The organism is Cobetia sp. 3AK, from assembly GCF_029846335.1.
Lineage (GTDB): Bacteria > Pseudomonadota > Gammaproteobacteria > Pseudomonadales > Halomonadaceae > Cobetia > Cobetia marina.
In genome coordinates, this window is sequence record NZ_JARWKR010000013.1 from 35410 (window position 1) to 52372 (window position 16963).

At 63.9% G+C, this 16963-nt stretch carries 14 protein-coding genes; 7 read left to right on the plus strand and 7 right to left on the minus strand.

The window, feature by feature from the left end:
* Window positions 1-162 precede the first annotated feature (162 nt).
* Together QD228_RS15675 and QD228_RS15680 are read right to left on the minus strand one after the other, a co-directional pair.
* Entirely contained in the window at window positions 163-2535 is a 2373-nt protein-coding gene (locus QD228_RS15675) for an ATP-binding protein (protein ID WP_279876018.1), read from the minus strand.
* A gap of 48 nt (window positions 2536-2583) precedes the next feature.
* Window positions 2584-3123 (minus strand): hypothetical protein, encoded by a 540-nt coding sequence (locus tag QD228_RS15680; RefSeq protein ID WP_279876019.1) that lies wholly within the window; start codon window positions 3121-3123, stop codon window positions 2584-2586.
* A gap of 230 nt (window positions 3124-3353) precedes the next feature.
* On the opposite strand from QD228_RS15680, the gene QD228_RS15685 reads away from it, so the two are divergent.
* Entirely contained in the window at window positions 3354-4079 is a 726-nt protein-coding gene (locus QD228_RS15685) for a response regulator transcription factor (RefSeq protein ID WP_279876020.1), read from the plus strand.
* A 127-nt stretch (window positions 4080-4206) separates the two neighbouring features.
* Here QD228_RS15685 and aroE read toward each other — a convergent pair whose 3' ends face one another.
* From aroE to QD228_RS15700, 3 genes are all read right to left on the minus strand, one after another.
* Entirely contained in the window at window positions 4207-5040 is an 834-nt protein-coding gene (gene aroE, locus QD228_RS15690) for a shikimate dehydrogenase (RefSeq protein ID WP_279876036.1), read from the minus strand.
* A gap of 45 nt (window positions 5041-5085) precedes the next feature.
* Entirely contained in the window at window positions 5086-6006 is a 921-nt protein-coding gene (gene hemF, locus QD228_RS15695) for an oxygen-dependent coproporphyrinogen oxidase (RefSeq protein ID WP_077380086.1), read from the minus strand.
* Between the two features lie 154 nt (window positions 6007-6160).
* A complete protein-coding gene (locus tag QD228_RS15700) occupies window positions 6161-6742 on the minus strand; it encodes a Sua5/YciO/YrdC/YwlC family protein (protein WP_077380089.1) in 582 nt (193 codons plus the stop codon).
* A 255-nt stretch (window positions 6743-6997) separates the two neighbouring features.
* Between QD228_RS15700 and QD228_RS15705 the strand changes: the two genes are divergently transcribed.
* Window positions 6998-7891, plus strand: a complete 894-nt coding sequence (locus QD228_RS15705; RefSeq protein WP_279876021.1) for a 5'-nucleotidase, lipoprotein e(P4) family — start codon at window positions 6998-7000, stop codon at window positions 7889-7891.
* A 190-nt stretch (window positions 7892-8081) separates the two neighbouring features.
* Here QD228_RS15705 and dprA read toward each other — a convergent pair whose 3' ends face one another.
* Window positions 8082-9341 carry a DNA-processing protein DprA gene (dprA, locus tag QD228_RS15710; RefSeq protein ID WP_279876022.1) on the minus strand — a complete coding sequence of 420 codons (1260 nt, stop codon included), beginning with the start codon at window positions 9339-9341 and terminating at the stop codon, window positions 8082-8084.
* A 56-nt stretch (window positions 9342-9397) separates the two neighbouring features.
* Window positions 9398-10450 (minus strand): LysM domain-containing protein, encoded by a 1053-nt coding sequence (locus QD228_RS15715; RefSeq protein WP_205632725.1) that lies wholly within the window; start codon window positions 10448-10450, stop codon window positions 9398-9400.
* A 239-nt stretch (window positions 10451-10689) separates the two neighbouring features.
* Between QD228_RS15715 and def the strand changes: the two genes are divergently transcribed.
* From def to QD228_RS15740, 5 genes are all read left to right on the plus strand, one after another.
* Entirely contained in the window at window positions 10690-11199 is a 510-nt protein-coding gene (gene def / locus QD228_RS15720; RefSeq protein ID WP_077380095.1) for a peptide deformylase, read from the plus strand.
* A gap of 175 nt (window positions 11200-11374) precedes the next feature.
* Window positions 11375-12379: a methionyl-tRNA formyltransferase gene (gene fmt, locus QD228_RS15725; RefSeq protein ID WP_077380097.1), complete on the plus strand. Its 1005-nt coding sequence runs from the start codon at window positions 11375-11377 to the stop codon at window positions 12377-12379.
* Complete coding sequence (rsmB, locus tag QD228_RS15730; RefSeq protein WP_191237660.1) at window positions 12376-13827, plus strand: 16S rRNA (cytosine(967)-C(5))-methyltransferase RsmB; 1452 nt, start codon at window positions 12376-12378, stop codon at window positions 13825-13827. The genes fmt and rsmB overlap by 4 nt, the downstream gene beginning before the upstream one ends.
* Before the next feature lie 160 nt (window positions 13828-13987).
* Complete coding sequence (gene trkA / locus QD228_RS15735; RefSeq protein ID WP_077380101.1) at window positions 13988-15361, plus strand: Trk system potassium transporter TrkA; 1374 nt, start codon at window positions 13988-13990, stop codon at window positions 15359-15361.
* Between the two features lie 82 nt (window positions 15362-15443).
* Window positions 15444-16892, plus strand: coding sequence for a TrkH family potassium uptake protein (locus tag QD228_RS15740; RefSeq protein ID WP_077380103.1), 1449 nt, complete (start codon window positions 15444-15446; stop codon window positions 16890-16892).
* Window positions 16893-16963 lie beyond the last annotated feature (71 nt).

Below are 16963 nucleotides of genomic sequence, written 5' to 3' on the forward strand. Positions count from 1 at the left end.
CCACTCATGTCACCATGGGTGGCGTTTCTGTCTTGCGAGCTCTGCACTTCCTGCACTCCCTGCACTTCCTGCACTCTTTTCTCTTCCGCTTCACTTCCCTTCGCTCGCCTATCGCCCTCACATGAGGACACCTGCAAAAGGCACTTCAGGAGAAAAAGCCCTTCAGGAGAGCAGATATCCCTGCTCGAGAAGACTGTCGCGCGTCGGCACACTCAAGGCGCGCAGCGTGGCGACATGATGATGGGCCCGGGTCATGTCTTCGGAGATCGCGGCCTCCTCCAACGCCCTGGCACCGCTGGCGATACCGCTGCATCCCAACGAAGCAGAGGCCCCTTTCAGGGAATGCGCTTCCCGCTTGAGCTCTCCGAGATCCCTCTGCTGTAGCAGGGTCAACATCACGTCGAGTCGCCCCTCGAGGCGCGTCAGGTAATTGCTCAACAGTCGTGAGTAAGCCTCGCGACTCAGGGTGGCAAGCAGCTCCTGACAGGTCGCCTGCTGAAGCAGCGATGACGGGTTGCCCTTCAGGTCACACTGATCAGAGGCCGGATCGGCGCCAGCATGTGTCTCATCAGATGACGGCTCCGTACCGAGAGGCGCCGCTTGCTCCTCCGCCAGGCTCGCCATGGCGAGAACTTCCGTGCCAGATTTCGCGTCAGACTCCGCGCCAGAGCCCACGCCAGCGTCCACGGGGATCTCCCGCCGGCGGGACGTCAGATATTGGTGCAGCACCTGCTGCAGGTCATCACGAGTGAAGGGTTTGTGCAGGACACCGTCCATTCCGGCCTCGATGCAACGGCGTGCATCTTCCTGCATCACGTTGGCAGTCATCGCGATGATCGGCAGGCGGGTCGCGGACGTCTCGGCTTCCCGTTGACGCCAGCGTCGTGTCGTCTCCAGACCATCCAGCACTGGCATCTGCATGTCCATGAAGATCAGATCAACCTCATGGTCCGCCTGCGACAGCCAGGCCAGCGCCTGCTCCCCCTCCTCGACGATCGTGACCTGCTGCCCCAGATATTCCAGCATTGCGCGAGCCAGCGACTGATTGACCTCGTTGTCTTCCACCACCAGAACGCGGGCCTCGGGCAAGGGGGCTTCCCTCGCCGTCTGCTGGGGGCAGGTCTCGGAGGCTGTCAGCACCGGCAACGGCACGCGACACCAGAATCGACTGCCGAGGCCAAGATGACTCTCCACGCCGATCTCTCCACCCATTGCCTCCACCAGCCGCTTGCAGATGGCCAACCCCAGCCCGGTCCCTTCATGGCGACGTGCCATCGAGGTATCCACCTGGGTGAAGGGGGCAAACAGCTGACTCACCTGGTCAGAGGCGATACCGCAACCGCTGTCGTGGACCTCGAAATGAAGGGTCTCATCCTCTTGCGACGACACCCGCAACCGGATGGTCCCCTGGGGACAGAACTTGAACGCGTTGTTGAGCAGGTTGGTCAGCACCTGGCGCAGACGATTGACGTCTCCCTCGACCCAGACAGGCAGGTCATCGGCACGCTCCTCCAGGAAGATACGCGAGCACCCCTTGCCGGCACTGTCTGCCTGACGGGTGTAATGCGCGGACAATGACTCGAGAAAGTCGGGCAGCGAGAAGCAGCGCCGGTCCAGCTCCAGCTTGCCGGCCTCGATCTTGGAATAATCCAGCACGTCATTGATGACGGCCTGCAGACTCTCGGCACTCTGACGCAGCATCACCAGATATTGCTGCCCACGCTGGGTCGAGACTTCCTCACCGATGAGGTCCGATACGCCGACCATGCCGTTGAGAGGCGTGCGTATCTCATGACTCATGATCGCCATGAATTCCGACTTGGCACGACTGGCGGCCTGCGCCAGCTGCACCATGCCGTCCAGCTCCTGCGTACGCTCCTCCAGCTTGCGGGTCTTGGAGGCCCGCCCGCGACTCTCGACGATCAGAGCGACCACCAGGACAGTGCCGCTGAGGGTCATCAGCAGGACCAGTGACAGCGCGAGTGCATACAGATTGAGAAGCTCCGTACGCTCCTTCGTGCGCTGCAAGGCAGCCTCCGCATTGATATCCAGCAGCAGCTTGCCTGTCTGCTCCTGAAGAGAGACCAGGCGACTGAGCAGCTGCGCGTAGAGTGCCTCTTCACGCTGCTGACGACTCGCAAGCTCCATGATGCCGTTGTCCAGCACCTCGATTCTGGGCAGCATCGCCAGCAGCTGGACATGCAGTTCCGGCATCCCCGCCAGCATGCTGCCGAGTTGACCGTTCTGCAGCAGCTGTACCCGGCTGTACAGGATGTCCAGACGCAACAGCAGCTCACTGTCATCCATCAGTTCCGGTGGCGTGGGAGACTGCTGCTCCTCGGCCACCACCATGCGCAGCTCGCGCACCTCCCTGTCGAACTGATAGACCGCCCAGATCAGGTTCTCGCGCAGCTTGTGCTCAAGGGCCTGCTGGCGTTGGTAGACCAACACGCCAGTCACCAGTGCCGAGACGAAAAACAGCGTCGCGGCAATGGCGATGGCGGTTCTGAAATGCAGAGAACGAAGAGGATTCATGCACAGGCATCCTGCCAGAGCTCATCAGACGGAGCGGAGAATGTGGGCTCAGCGTTCGATGACGATCCGCTTCACCTGCCAGACAGAGCGAGTCATGATTTCCTCGTTGAGGAGATCCGGCTGCTCGCTGAAGGGATAGATGATGAAGATCGGGCCATTGTCGCGTACCCGAAGAAGCTTGCCCTCGGCCTGCATGGCCAGTATCACCGGGTAGTCGAAGTAATCCTGCACCGGGGCATTGGCCGCGTAGTCATTGAGCGCGACGATGCGCATGGTGCCACTGTCAACGCCCACCGCCTCCATCAGCGCCGAACCGAGCGGTCCGCTGAAGCTGACTTCACCGTCATGCCATGGCGTGGTGGTCACGGTTTCCCGCTGTGGCAGCGCTTGTAGCATCGCGCGATCGAAATGTGCCTCATCACCGGCATTGACGTGACGGATATCACCCGTGACGCGCAGCACGACCGGCCCTTGCGGTGCTTCCAGCGCCAGGGCGAAGGGTGAGAGCGACAACGCCATCAGCAGGAGCCAGTGGCGCATGCGACGTGACGCCAGAATGAAGCGGCGTGAGAGTACGAGAAGAGGCATGAGGGAGACTCCTGTGGATCATGGGTAGCCATTGATCACGGCCAGTGATTCACCGTCGCGAGGCATCATCGCCAATCACGAGCCACCATGAGCAGAGGTGCACGACAGCAAGAGAGCAGCTGGGAACGAGTATAAGCCGCCATCGTCGGGCCAAACGTGAACCATTGTGACGCGGTCTCACGCAAGGGGCGCGTAGACTGCTGGTCATACCCACGCAGGGAGGCAACGACATGCATATCGGCATTCTCGAAGATGACCATGATCAACGTGATTATCTGACCCTGTGTCTCGAGTCCCAGGGGCATGAAGTGGCAGGATTCGAACGCGCGAGCCAACTGTTGCGCGCATTGCGTGAACGCAGCTTCGACCTGCTGATCATCGACTGGCAGCTGCCGGATGCCTGCGGCATGGAACTGACGCGTACGCTGCGCAATGAACACGGCTGGCAGGGGTTGATCCTGTTCATCACCGCAAGCCAGGGAGAGGAGGATGTCGTGCATGCCTTGCAGCATGGTGCCGACGACTTCCTGAGCAAACCCATCAATCCCAGAGAGCTGTCAGCCCGGGTGTCCGCGCTGGGACGACGCCTTGCCAACAGCAAGGCCAGCAATGGATCGCAGGAAGTGGAAGCGCTCCCCGGCCAGTACCGGATCGAACAGGATGAGCACACCATCTGGTGCGGCGATCACCCCGTCAATCTGACACAGCGCGAGTACCGGCTTGCCGTGCTGCTGTTGCGTCATGTGGGGGAACTGTTCTCACGGGCCTATCTGCTGGAAATGGTATGGGGGATCAATGGGGACATCTCCACCCGCACCGTCGACACTCATATCAGTCGCCTGCGCCGCAAGCTGGAACTCGACGGTAGTCGCGGCCTGCGATTGAAGAGCGTGTATCAGCATGGCTATCGCCTGGAAACCTGTACACCTTCGACACTATCTGCCGCTAGTGCCTGAAGAGCGTGCTCAGCCTCTCGCGTTTCCGCCCCATCCTGCGCAACGCAAAGCGCCGGCACTTCGTTCAGCGAAGTGCCGGCGCTTTCATCACTGATACCCCAAGGTGCAGCAACAGCCTGAATTTTCGTCAGGAGTCTGTCAGCAGCTCGCGCAACATGTCCGCCACGGGCCCCGTCTCCGGGCGCTTGTGACGCCACAGGAAGTAGGACTCGGCCGCCTGCTCCACCAGCATGCCGAGACCATCCTCGCCCCGTGCCCCCTGCTCGCTGGCCCAGCGCATGAAGACGGTCGGCCCGGCGGCATACATCATGTCGTAGGCCAGCGCATGCGATGAGAACAACGAATCCGGCAACGGCGGCAACTCACCGCCCAGCGATGCGCTGGTGCCATTGATGACCAGGTCGAACTGACCCTCGATGGCCTCGTAGCTGCCACCGGAGAGCTGACAGCCATCTCCCGCCAGGTCCGCGAAGTCCTCGGCCAGCGCGCTGGCCTTGGCAGCGGTGCGATTGGCGATCACCAATGCCGCAGGCTGCTTGGCCAACAGAGGCTCCAGCACGCCACGCACGGCGCCGCCAGCGCCAAGAATCAGGATACGCGCGTCCGTGAGCGGGGCCTCGAGACGCTCGAGGTCACGGGTCAGCCCGACGCCATCAGTGGTATCGCCATACAGCTGGCCATTCTTGCCCAGCAGCAGAGTATTCACGGCACCGGCGCGACGAGCTCGCGGACTCAATACCTCGACCAGCCGATAGGCCTGCTCCTTGAAGGGCATGGTGACATTCGCCCCCTGCCCGCCTTCAGCGACGAACTCGGCCCAGCCAGCCGCGAAGTCATCCACCGGCGCCAGTCGCGCCTCGTAGCTCAGGGAGTCCTTGAGCTGCTCAGCGAAGGCACGATGAATCAGCGGGGATTTCGAGTGGGCAATCGGGTTGCCGAATACAGCGTAGCGGGACATCAGGACTCCGGTGACAATCACAGTGAAACATCAGGGTCAATGACGCGATCAGGCCTCTTCGCCCAGCCAGTCGCGGGCATGCAGGAAATCACGATAGAGCGCGGCTTCGGGACTGCCTTCCTCGGGCTGGTAACCATACTCCCAGTGGACCACCGGCGGCATCGACATCAGGATGGACTCGGTGCGTCCGCCGCTCTGCAGGCCGAACAGGGTGCCACGGTCCCAGACCAGATTGAATTCCACGTACCGGCCGCGACGATAGAGCTGGAAGTTGCGTTCACGCTCGCCATGGGCCGTGTCACGACGGCGCTCGACGATGGGCAGATAGGCATCGAGGAAGCTGTCTCCCACTGACTGCTGGAAGGCGAAGCAACGCTCGAAACCCCACTCGTTGAGATCATCGAAGAACAGGCCGCCGATGCCACGCGTCTCACCGCGATGCTTGAGATAGAAATACTCGTCACACCAGGCCTTGTAGCGAGGATAGACATCGCTGCCGAAGGCGATGCAGGCATCGTGCGCGGTCTGGTGCCAATGACGGGCATCTTCCAGCACCGGATAGAACGGCGTCAGGTCGTAACCGCCTCCGAACCACCAGACCGGCTCCTCGCCTTCCTTCTCGGCGATGAAGAAGCGCACGTTGCCATGACTGGTCGGGACATGCGGATTATGGGGATGCAACACCCAGCTGACCCCCACCGCGTGGAAACTGCGGCCCGCCAGCTCAGGACGAACGGCAGTCGCCGAGGCCGGCAGCTCGTGACCGAAGACATGCGAGAAATTGACGCCGCCCTTCTCGAAGACACCGCCATTCTCGATGACTCGTGAGCGGCCGCCGCCACCTTCGGCACGCTCCCAGCTGTCTTCCCGAAAGTCAGCCTTGCCATCGCAGGCTTGCAATGCATCACACAGGCGGTCCTGCAGGTCGAGCAGGTAGACCTTCACGTCTTCAAGATTGGCGTGTGCCACGATGCCTCCGGTGAATCGAAAAATGAAAGATGTCAAAGCGACGATAACGTCGCTGCGCTTGCCGAGGAAAACGAAAGCGCCAGCATACCCCTCCCGCGCGGGCCGGGCAGACGAACTCGTCTGCGTGCCTGACCTGCATCAAGAAAGTGAACGCTCAGGCCCGCAGGACCTCGCCGGTCACCAGATCACGAATGGTACTGGGGCGAGGATTGCCGCCCAGCGGCCCCGTCAGAATCACGTCATCCGCCAGCGCCTCACCGAAGGCAGCCTGCACTTCGGCAGCCGTCATCGCCGGAGCGTCTCCCGCACGATTGGCCGAGGTGGATACCAGCGGGCCATCCAGCGCCGCACACAGCGCCTGGACCAGAGGATGATCACTGACACGTACCGCCAGACTCACGTGCTCTCCCTTGAGCAGCGGATGGGCGCGACCATTGTCAGGCACCAGCCAGGTGAAGGGGCCGGGCCAGCTGGCCATCAACCGTTCACGTTGCTGCTCGGAGATCCCTTCAAGCCAGGGCTCGATCTGCGTCACGTCGCCGGCGATCAGGATCAGTCCCTTGGACGGATCGCGCTCCTTGAGCCGGATCAGGCGCGACAGCGCCTCGCCATCGTCGGGGTCACATCCCAACCCCCACACGGCCTCGGTGGGATAGGCGACGATGCCGCCACCACGCACATGCTCGGCAGCCGCCGCTACCGCGGAAAGATCGAACGAAACAGCACTGGCATTCATGATCCGCACGGACTCCTGGAAATGGACACTGGCAGAGGGGATACGGCGAGGCGGCTTGCCTGTCGCCGCATCGACAGTCGGCGGATTCTACCACGCCACTCAGCGCGAGGCCGACGCAACGCTGAGTCGCGCAGGCATGACTTATGATGGCACCGACATCACGTCATCATCCCGCAATCGCATCATCCCTGGATCACGATGACCGCAGGTCACCACGAATCCACCCTCTCCTCCCGAACAAGGAAACCCTGCCTCATGCGCCGTCTTGCGACCCTCAGTACGTCTGCCGCCCTCCTGTTTACGATGGCCGGCTGTGCCAGCTCTGGAGCCCCGACAGTGGAACAGACGCCTTCCCTGAATTCCACCGAAGGTGGGGCCCCCGCCGCCGCCCAGGCCGCTCCACTCAGCGACCAGGCCATGCTGGCGACCCTCTGGATACAACACAGTGCTGAATTCCATGGTCTGTCGCTGCAGGCCTTCAATGTGGCGCATGATCGTCTGAATCTGGCACTCGCGCGCCGCACTGCCGAGGACAAGCCACTCGCGGTGGTCGTGGATGTCGATGATACCGTGCTCGACACCACCAGCTATGGTGGCTGGGCGCTGCGCGAAGGCCGTACCTACGACAGCCAGAGCTGGGCGGACTGGGTAGACGACGCCGTCTCCACCGCCTCCCCGGGCGCCGTCGACTTCCTCAACTACGCCCACGACAGCGGTGTCGATGTCTACTACATCACCAATCGCAAGGCAGGCGGCAAGCAGGCCACCATCGACAATCTCGCCGCACTGGGCTTCCCGCAGGCGAATGCCGAGCACGTGATGCCGCGTACCGACAGCTCCGACAAGACCGCACGCCGCGCCAGCGTCACGGCCGAGCACGACATCGTCATCCTGATGGGTGACAACCTGGGGGACTTCGATCAGGCCTTCCAGCAAGCCACCAGCGCGGCACGCCACGCGGAAGTCGAGAAGCAGGCCGGTGAATTCGGACGCCGCTTCATCATGCTGCCCAACCCGACCTACGGCGAATGGGAAGGTGTCGTCTATGACGGCAACTGGGGAGCAAGCGATGCAGAGAAGCGTGCCATGCGCGAGGCGGCACTGAATGTCTGGCAACCCGAGAGCGGCAGCGTCAGCCAAGGCAAGTGAGTTCACGTTGCCGGCCATGCATGGCCGGCAACGCCCTCAGGCGAGCGTGACTCGCCTGAGGGTTGCAGAAAACAGGAACGCCCTTCAGATGCCGCCGAGGCAGCGCTGAAGGGCGTTTTGATGTCTAGAGACGGCTCGCTGCGCAAGCTTGCGTGAAACACGACGGGCCATGACGGGATGTCTGAACGGCTTACAGGCGCTTCCAGCCTCCCGGCGCCTGCACCACACGCCCTTCCAGCTCCAGCTCCAGAAGCTGCATGCTCAGGACACTCACATGCGTCCCCGAGAGCTCCACCAGTTGATCCAGTGCCAGTGGCATCGCACTCAGATAACACAGCGGGGCAGGCACAGGCGACGTCTCCGCGACAGGCCTGTCCCCCTCCAGCAGCGGCAGATTCTCGGGTAGCGCATTGCCGCGCGCCCCCGTCGGCACGGAACGGGAGGAGGAGACGCGAGGCGTGGATGGCGAGTCAACGACACCTCGAGGGCTGGCCAAGGGGCGACGCTGCTCCGTCGGCATCAGATGGCTCAGCTCGGCGAGCATGTCATCGACATCACGCACCAAGGTAGCCCCCTGACGGATCAGCTCCAGACATCCGCTGGAGGCGATGTCATCGATCCGCCCGGGCAATGCGAAGACCTCGCGGTTCTGCTCCATCGCCAGACGCGCGCTGACCAACGAGCCGCTGCGCAGCGTGGCCTCCACCACCAGCACGCCATGCGAGAGGCCGGTGATCAGACGATTGCGACGCGGGAAATGACGGGCATGCGCCCCGGTACCAGGCGGATGCTCCGACAGCAGCAGGCCTCCGCTCTCCAGCAGCCGGAGCCGCAACTGATGGTGCTGGGCAGGATAGGTCACGTCGACGCCACACCCGAGCACGGCGAGAGTCGAGGGTGGCGCGGGATAGGCATCGGCTTCCAGGCGCTGCGCAGCATTCAAGGCCCCCTGATGCGCTGCGGCATCGATGCCCAGCGCCAGGCCACTGGCAACGCTCCAGCCCCGGGAGACCAGCTCGGCGGCCAGGTCATGCGCATGCGTCATGCCAGCGGGGCTCGCCTTGCGGGCACCGACGATGGCCAGCATGGGCTGCTCGAGCAGGGAGCGCCTGCCCAGGGCCCACAGCGCGATGGGCGGATCTGGCAACAGCGCCAGCATGGCAGGCCAGTCGGCATCGGCGGGGGTCAGCAGATGACGCCCCTGCTCTGGCGCATGCCAGGCAAGATCCGTCATCACCTGCTGATGAAGCGGTGAAGATGCGGGTCGCTCACACCACAGCCGCACAGGCGCGGCAAGGCGCGACGGCAGTGCCGCCAGCCACCCCTGTGGCCAGTCAGCTCGTTCAAGCAGCTTGGCCACGGTGTGCGTACCGATACCCGGAAGACGCGCCAGAAAGACGAAATCCGCCCGCGAGGGGCGGCGCTGCTCGACATCACCATCGATCGACACGCCACACCTCCCGAGCGGATGCTCACAGTTGCGGATCAAATACCGGGCATGTCTGCTCAGCCATGCGGCTCCAGCAGCTTGTCTCCGACACTCAGCGGGCGCTCCGCCTTCATCACCAGGGCATAGCTGACCTTGTCATAGATACGGAAGACCATGAGCAGGCCGCCCTCTTCGCCCGGCAGAGTGATCGGCTCCCCTGTCTTGGGGTCGGTGATCGTCTCGCCCTGACGCTCGACACCGAACACGAAGCCCGGCTCCACGCCATCCCGGCTCCCGCGGTTGAGCGCCACGATGTCATTGCGACCGATGTTGCGCAGTCCGTCCGGTGCCGCGAGGATCTCGCCGCCCGACACCTCGACGGGAGGCTGTGGCTGGAAGCTGGTGCTGATGGCCCCGCCATCGGCCGGCAACAGCAGATCACCGTTGAGAATCTCGCGATTGGCCGAGACCACATGCATCACGCCGATGTCGCCCTCGCGACGCTCCAGCTGGACATCCCCGATACTGATCATCTCCAGGCCCAGGAATTCCTGGGTGACAGGGTCCAGGTAACGCTGCCCCGTCCGGTAGATGCTGAAGGTGTCATAGGCCGGCCACTGACCACGCGCATAGACGGTATCCCCGGCACCACTGATCAGACGCGTGTCGTCACCGGCCACCACGTAGGGCGCATTCTCGAGCAGGCCAGGATCGACCACGCGGTGGTCCTTGAGGAAGGCGGAGATCTTCTCGAGCGGGATCGGTGGCACGGCCTCGCGCTTGGGAATCTTGCGAATCTTGGGCGAGAGCTTGACCACGCCGCCCTGGCCACGCTCCAGGCGCAGACGAGGCTCGCCGTTCTCGTAATAGAGCGAGATGCGATCTCCCGGATAGATCAGGTGTGGATTCTTGATCTGCGGATTGGCACGCCAGACTTCCGGCCACAGCCAGGGCTCACGCAGAAAGCGTCCCGAGATGTCCCACAGCGTGTCGCCGCGCACCACCACATAGGTGGAGGGTACGTCATCACGTACGGTTGCCGCCTGCGCCAGCGACGTCCCTGCGCTTGCCCCCAGCGTCGCCATGCCAAGGAGTGCCGTGAACACGGCGTTGCCGACCAGTCGTTTCATGCCCATTCCTGCGTCCCTTGCGTTGATGCCACCTGTTGTTGTCGGTGGTGATGGCCTGTCTCAAACCCGCGCCGAGCGCGTGCCGCCCAGCCTTGCCCCTGCCTGACGGAACTCGCGATCAATCATGACTATTGCCGCGATAGTAGCAGCATTGAAGGCCATCGGTTCCGTTCCTCGGCTGTGCACACTACAATATCAGGCAAATCTCCACTGACAGCACAACGGTAATTACACCAGTCATGGCCAAGCGCGAAATTCTTGAATTCCCCGATGAGCGTCTGCGCAATGTTGCCGCCCCGATCGACACCTTCGACGCGGAACTGCAGACCCTGATCGACGACATGATCGAGACCATGTATGACGCGCGTGGCATTGGCCTCGCCGCTACCCAGGTCGACGTGCATCGTCGTCTGATCGTCATCGACGTCAGCGAAGATCAATCCCAGCCTCTGGTATTGGTCAATCCCGAATACACGCCCATCGGCGAAGCGCAGGAGCCGATGCAGGAAGGCTGCCTGTCGATCCCGGAATACTACGCCGAAGTGCCGCGCTATCTGAAAGTACGGCTCAACGCTCAGGATCGCAACGGTGAGGCCTACGAACTCGAGGCCGAAGGCCTGCTGGCACATTGCATCCAACACGAGAACGACCACCTCGAAGGCAAGCTGTTCGTCGACTACCTCTCCCCGCTCAAGCGTGATCGGGTGATGAAGAAGATGCAGAAGCGCCACAAGCTGCAGGAAGCGTGATCCGCACGCCGGAGGGGACTCCGGTGCGCCATGTCACATCGCAGGGAGGCCGGAGGATTTCCTCTGGCCTCCCTGCTTGTTGATGAGTGATTCACCGGCACCGCCTGAATCCCTCCTTTACCGTCAGCACCTTGAGCCTGGCCCTCGGCCGCGCTCCCCATATGAGAGCTCTTGCATGTCGAAAGCCCTGCGCATCGCCTTTGCCGGCACCCCCGATTTCGCCGCCGAATGTCTCGCCGCGCTGCTCGAAAGCCGCCATGAGATCGTCAGTGTCCATACCCAGCCTGACCGCCCTTCCGGGCGCGGCCGCAAGCTGACCCCCGGCCCCGTCAAGCAGCTGGCACTCCAGCACGACCTTCCCGTCCATCAGCCGCTCAACTTCAAGGACGAGGCCGATCGCCAGATCCTGCGCGATCTCGAGGCCGACATCATGGTGGTGGTGGCCTACGGGCTGATCCTGCCGCAGGCCGTGCTCGACATCCCACGCCTCGGTTGCCTGAACATCCATGCCTCCCTGCTGCCACGCTGGCGCGGTGCCGCGCCGATCCAGCGCGCCATCGAGGCCGGCGACAGCGAATCCGGTGTCACCATCATGCAGATGGATGCCGGCCTGGACACCGGCGACATGCTGCTGATCCGTCGCACCCCGATCACCGCCAGCACTACTGGCGGCGAGCTGCATGATGCCCTGGCGGCACAGGGCGGCGAGGCCATCGTCACGGCCCTCGACGCCATCGCCGATGGCGATCTTCCGGCGACCCGACAGCCCGAGGAAGGTGTCACCTACGCCGCCAAGCTCTCCAAGGCCGAGGCGGAACTCGACTTCACCCGTCCCGCCGCAGAGCTGGACGCGCGCATTCGCGCCTTCAACCCGTGGCCGGTGGCCTGGACACGCCTGGACGGCGAGCCGCTACGCCTGTGGATGTCGCGCACGGGCGAGCAGCGCCTCGCAGACTTCGTGTCACCCGGCACTCTGCTGGCGCCCGGCAATGATTGCCTGCGCATCGCCTGCGGTGATGGCCATCAGGTGCTGGAGATCACCCGTGCCCAGCTGCCCGGTGCCAAGCCGCTGTCCGTCAAGGACCTGCTCAACTCACGTGCCGCGCGCTTCCCCGAGGGCCTTGTCCTCGGCGCCGACCACGCCCCTGATTCCGATTCACAGACCGAGACTTCCGCATGAGCCAGTCAGACAACCCGTCCTCCAAGGGCAACGGCAAGAAGCGTAACTCCCTGCCGCCGGCCCGCAGCAAGGGCGGTGGTTCGAAGCACGGTGGTGCGCGCCGCAAGCCTGACAATGCCCCGGCCTCACCGGGCGCTGCCGTCCGGGTTGCCGCTGCGCGCACCCTGGCGCCGGTACTGGCGGCAAAGACCTCTCTGAATCTGGACGGCCTGCCGTCTGGCGTCGCCGGGCGTGACCAGGGCCTCTACAAGGCACTGTGCTTCGGTGTCTGCCGCCAGCTGCCGCGTCTGGACGCACTCGCGGGCAAGCTTTTGAAATCGTCCTTCAAGGCGCAGGACCAGGATATCCACGCCCTGCTGCTGCTCGGCCTCTATCAGCTGCTGTACATGCGCATCGCGCCGCACGCGGCCGTCGGTGAGACCGCTGGCGCCGCACGCGGCCTGGGCAAGGGCTGGGCGACGGGCGTGCTCAATGCCTGCCTGCGTCGTTTCCAGCGTGAGCAGGAAGCACTGGAAGCCGAGGTCGACAAGGACCCCGCCGTGGCGCTTTCCCACCCGCAGTGGCTGCTGGACACCTTCCAGCGCAACTGGCCGGACGACTGGGAAGCCATCGCCGCCGCCAACAACGCCCAGGCCCCGATGACATTGCGCGTCAACGTCGCCGCCATCAGCCGCGAGGACTACCTCGCCCAGCTGGCCGACGCCGAGATCGACGCCGTGGCCTGCCCCTTCGCCGAGCACGGCATCACCCTGGCCAGCGCCTGCGACGTCAGTGCCCTGCCGGGCTTCGAGGAAGGCCTGGTCAGCGTGCAGGATGAGGCCGCCCAACTGGCCGGTCAGCTGCTGGCCCCCGCCGTGACGGCCATCAACCCCGAAGGGGAAGGCGTGCGCCTGCTGGATGCCTGCACCGCGCCGGGTGGCAAGCTGGCGGACATGCTGGAGCGCTTCCCCGCGCTGGACGCCACTGCCATCGACATCGACGGCGAGCGTCTCGAACGCGTGGAAGAGACGCTGGAGCGTCTGGAACTGGGCGCCGGCGTCGTGTGCGCCGATGCCAGCGAGCGCGACTGGTGGGACGGCGAAGCCTTCGATGTCATCCTGCTCGACGCGCCCTGCTCCGGCAGTGGCGTCATCCGCCGTCACCCGGACATCAAGCTGCTGCGTCGCCCGAACGACATCGGGGACCTGGCACGCCTGCAGGGCAAGCTGCTGGAGAACCTGTGGGGCATGCTCAAGCCCGGCGGCACCCTGGTCTACGGCACCTGCTCCATCATCACCCAGGAAAACGCCCGGGTGATGGATCGCTTCCTGGCCGCCACGCCGGATGCCAAGGCCGAGACCATCAAGGCCGACTGGGGCCGTGTCTCCGGTGCCGGTCGTCAGATGCTGCCGCAGGTCAATGGCCACGATGGCTTCTATCTGGCGCACATCACCAAGGCCGGCGCCTGAGGCTCGGCAGGATCACCGGACAGGCGTACCGCATCCCGGCTTGCGAGATGACGCGCCTGGCACATCAGGACAGCCGTGCCCCGACTCCCGGGGCACGGCTGTCTTCCGTCATGGCACTGGTTTATCCTGTGCCGACTGAGCAACAGCGGACGAGCCGGACATGAAAATCATCATTCTGGGTGCAGGTCAGGTCGGCGGCACACTCGCCGAACACCTGGCCCATGAAGAAAATGACATCACGGTCGTGGACACCGACACCGAGCGGCTGCGCGAGCTGCACAACCGTCTCGATATCCGCACCGTCACCGGCGCGGCCAGCTATCCCCAGGTGCTGCGTCAGGCCGGCGGCGAAGATGCCGACATGCTGATCGCGGTGACCAATTCTGACGAGGTCAACATGATTGCCTGTCAGATCGCCCACAGCCTGTTCCATACCCCGACCAAGATCGCGCGGGTGCGCTCCACCGCCTACCTGACTCGCAAGGGCCTGTTCTCCCACGATGCCATCCCGGTGGACGTGCTGATCAGTCCCGAGCAGGTGGTGACGGATCACATCCGCCGCCTGATCGAGTATCCCGGCGCCCTGCAGGTGCTGGACTTCGCCAATGGTGTCGCCCAGCTGGTAGCGGTAAAGGCCTACTATGGCGGTCCGCTGGTCGGTCAGGAACTCGGTTTCCTGCGTCGTCACATGCCCAACGTGGATACTCGCGTGGCAGCCATCTACCGGCGCAATCGTCCAATCATCCCGCGTGGCGATACCGTGATCGAGGCCGATGACGAGGTGTTCTTCATCGCGGCGCGCAAGGATATCCGCACCGTGATGGGTGAACTGCGCCGCGTGGACCGCAACTTCCGCCGCGTGGTGATCGCCGGTGGCGGCCACATCGGTGAGCGCCTGGCCGAGACGCTGGAGCACACCCATCAGGTCAAGATCATCGAGCACTCGCTGGCCCGTTGCACCGACCTGTCCGAGCGCCTCGACCGCACCGTGGTCCTGCACGGCAGCGCCACCTCCAAGCGCCTGCTGCTGGAGGAGAACATCGAGGACTGCGACATCTTCTGCGCGCTGACCAACGATGACGAGGTCAACATCATGTCCTCGATGCTGGCCAAGCGACTCGGCGCCAAGAAGGTACTGACGCTGATCAACAACGCGGCCTACGTGGACCTGGTGCAAGGTGGCGAGATCGATATCGCCATCTCGCCGCAGCAGGCCACCATCGGCGGTCTGCTGACGCATGTGCGCAAGGGCGACATCGTCAACGTGCACTCTCTCAGGCGCGGCGCGGCAGAAGCCATCGAGGCCATCGCCCACGGCGATGAGCGCTCCTCCAAGGTGGTGGGCCGGCGCATCGAGGACATCAATCTGCCCGAGGGTGCCACCATCGGTGCCGTGGTGCGTGGCAAGGAAGTGCTGGTCGCGCATCACGATCTGGTGGTGGAATCCAACGACCACGTCATCCTGTTCGTGGTCGACAAGCGCCGTATCCGGGAAGTCGAGCGCCTGTTCCAGGTCGGGCTGACCTTCTTCTGATGATGGCCGCCACGATGTCTCTCGCAAGCCGGGCTCGCTGCATGGGCCGCCACATTCGCGTCATGATGCGTGGGGGTCGTGCATGAGCCTGCGCGTCATCTATCGCATCCTCGGCATTCTGCTGATGCTGTTCAGCCTGACGCTGGTCCCGCCGATGCTCATCTCGCTGGCCTTCGAGGACCATACCCTCAGCGCCTTTGCCATCGCCCTCGGCATCACCCTGCTGACCGGCTTCGCGCTGTTCTATCCCAACCGGCATGCCCGCAAGGAGTTGCGCAACCGCGATGGCTTCTTGATCACGGTACTGTTCTGGACGGTGCTGGGTGCCTTCGGGTCGCTGCCCTTCCTGCTCGCCGAGGACCCGAACCTGTCGATCATCGACGCCATGTTCGAGTCGTTCTCGGGACTTACCACCACCGGGGCGACGGTGATGACGGGGCTCGATCTGCTGCCCCACTCCATCCTCTACTATCGCCAGCAGCTGCAGTGGCTGGGCGGCATGGGGATCGTGGTACTGGCGGTGGCGATCCTGCCGACTCTCGGTATCGGCGGCATGCAGCTCTATCGCACCGAGATCCCCGGGCCGCTGAAGGACTCCAAGCTGACGCCGCGCATCACCGAGACGGCCAAGGCGCTCTGGTACATCTACGCCGCCCTGACCCTGGTGTGCTTCGCCAGCTACTGGGCCGCCGGCATGAGCTGGTTCGATGCCCTCGGCCACAGCTTCTCCACCGTCGCGGTGGGCGGCTTCTCGACCCACGATGCCAGCATCGGCTACTTCGATTCCGCCACCATCGAGATGATCTGCGTGTTCTTCATGGTGGTGTCCTCGATCAGTTTCGGCCTGCACTTCGCCGCCTGGCGCGAGGGGCGGATCAGTCATTATCTGCGCGATCCCGAGACCCGCTTCTTCCTGATCCTGCTGCTGATCCTGACCTGCGTGACCATCGCCGGCCTGCTGCTCACCGGCAGCTACGATGACAGCAAGGCGCTGCGCCATGGCCTGTTCGAGGCCGTCTCGGTGGCCACCACCACCGGCTTCGGCGTCGCCGACTTCACCGGCTGGCCGGGCGTATTGCCGATGATGCTGTTCATCGCCGCCTTCATCGGCGCGTGCTCCGGGTCCGCCGGCGGCGGCATGAAGGTCATCCGTATCCTGCTGATTCTCAAGCAGGGCGTGCGTGAGGTGCATCGTCTGATCCACCCCAACGCCATCCTCTCGGTCAAGGTGGGCAAGATGCGCATCTCCGAAGGGGTCGCGGAGGCAGTGTGGGGCTTCTTCTCCGTCTACCTGCTGCTGTTCGTGCTGATGATGCTGGGCATGCTGGCCACCGGACTGGATCAGGTCACGGCCTGGTCGGCGGTCGGCTCTGCGCTCAACAACCTGGGGCCGGGACTCGGTGAGGTCGCGACCCACTACGGCGATATCCCGGGGGCGGCCAAGGGCATCCTGATTCTGGCGATGCTGCTGGGGCGTCTGGAGATCTTCACGGTTCTGGTTCTGTTCACGCCGGCCTTCTGGCGACGCTGAGTCCTGCCCGTCGAGCAGGCGGAGCGGACAAGCTCTTGCCCGCCCCTGAACGCGAACGCCCCCGCCGGATG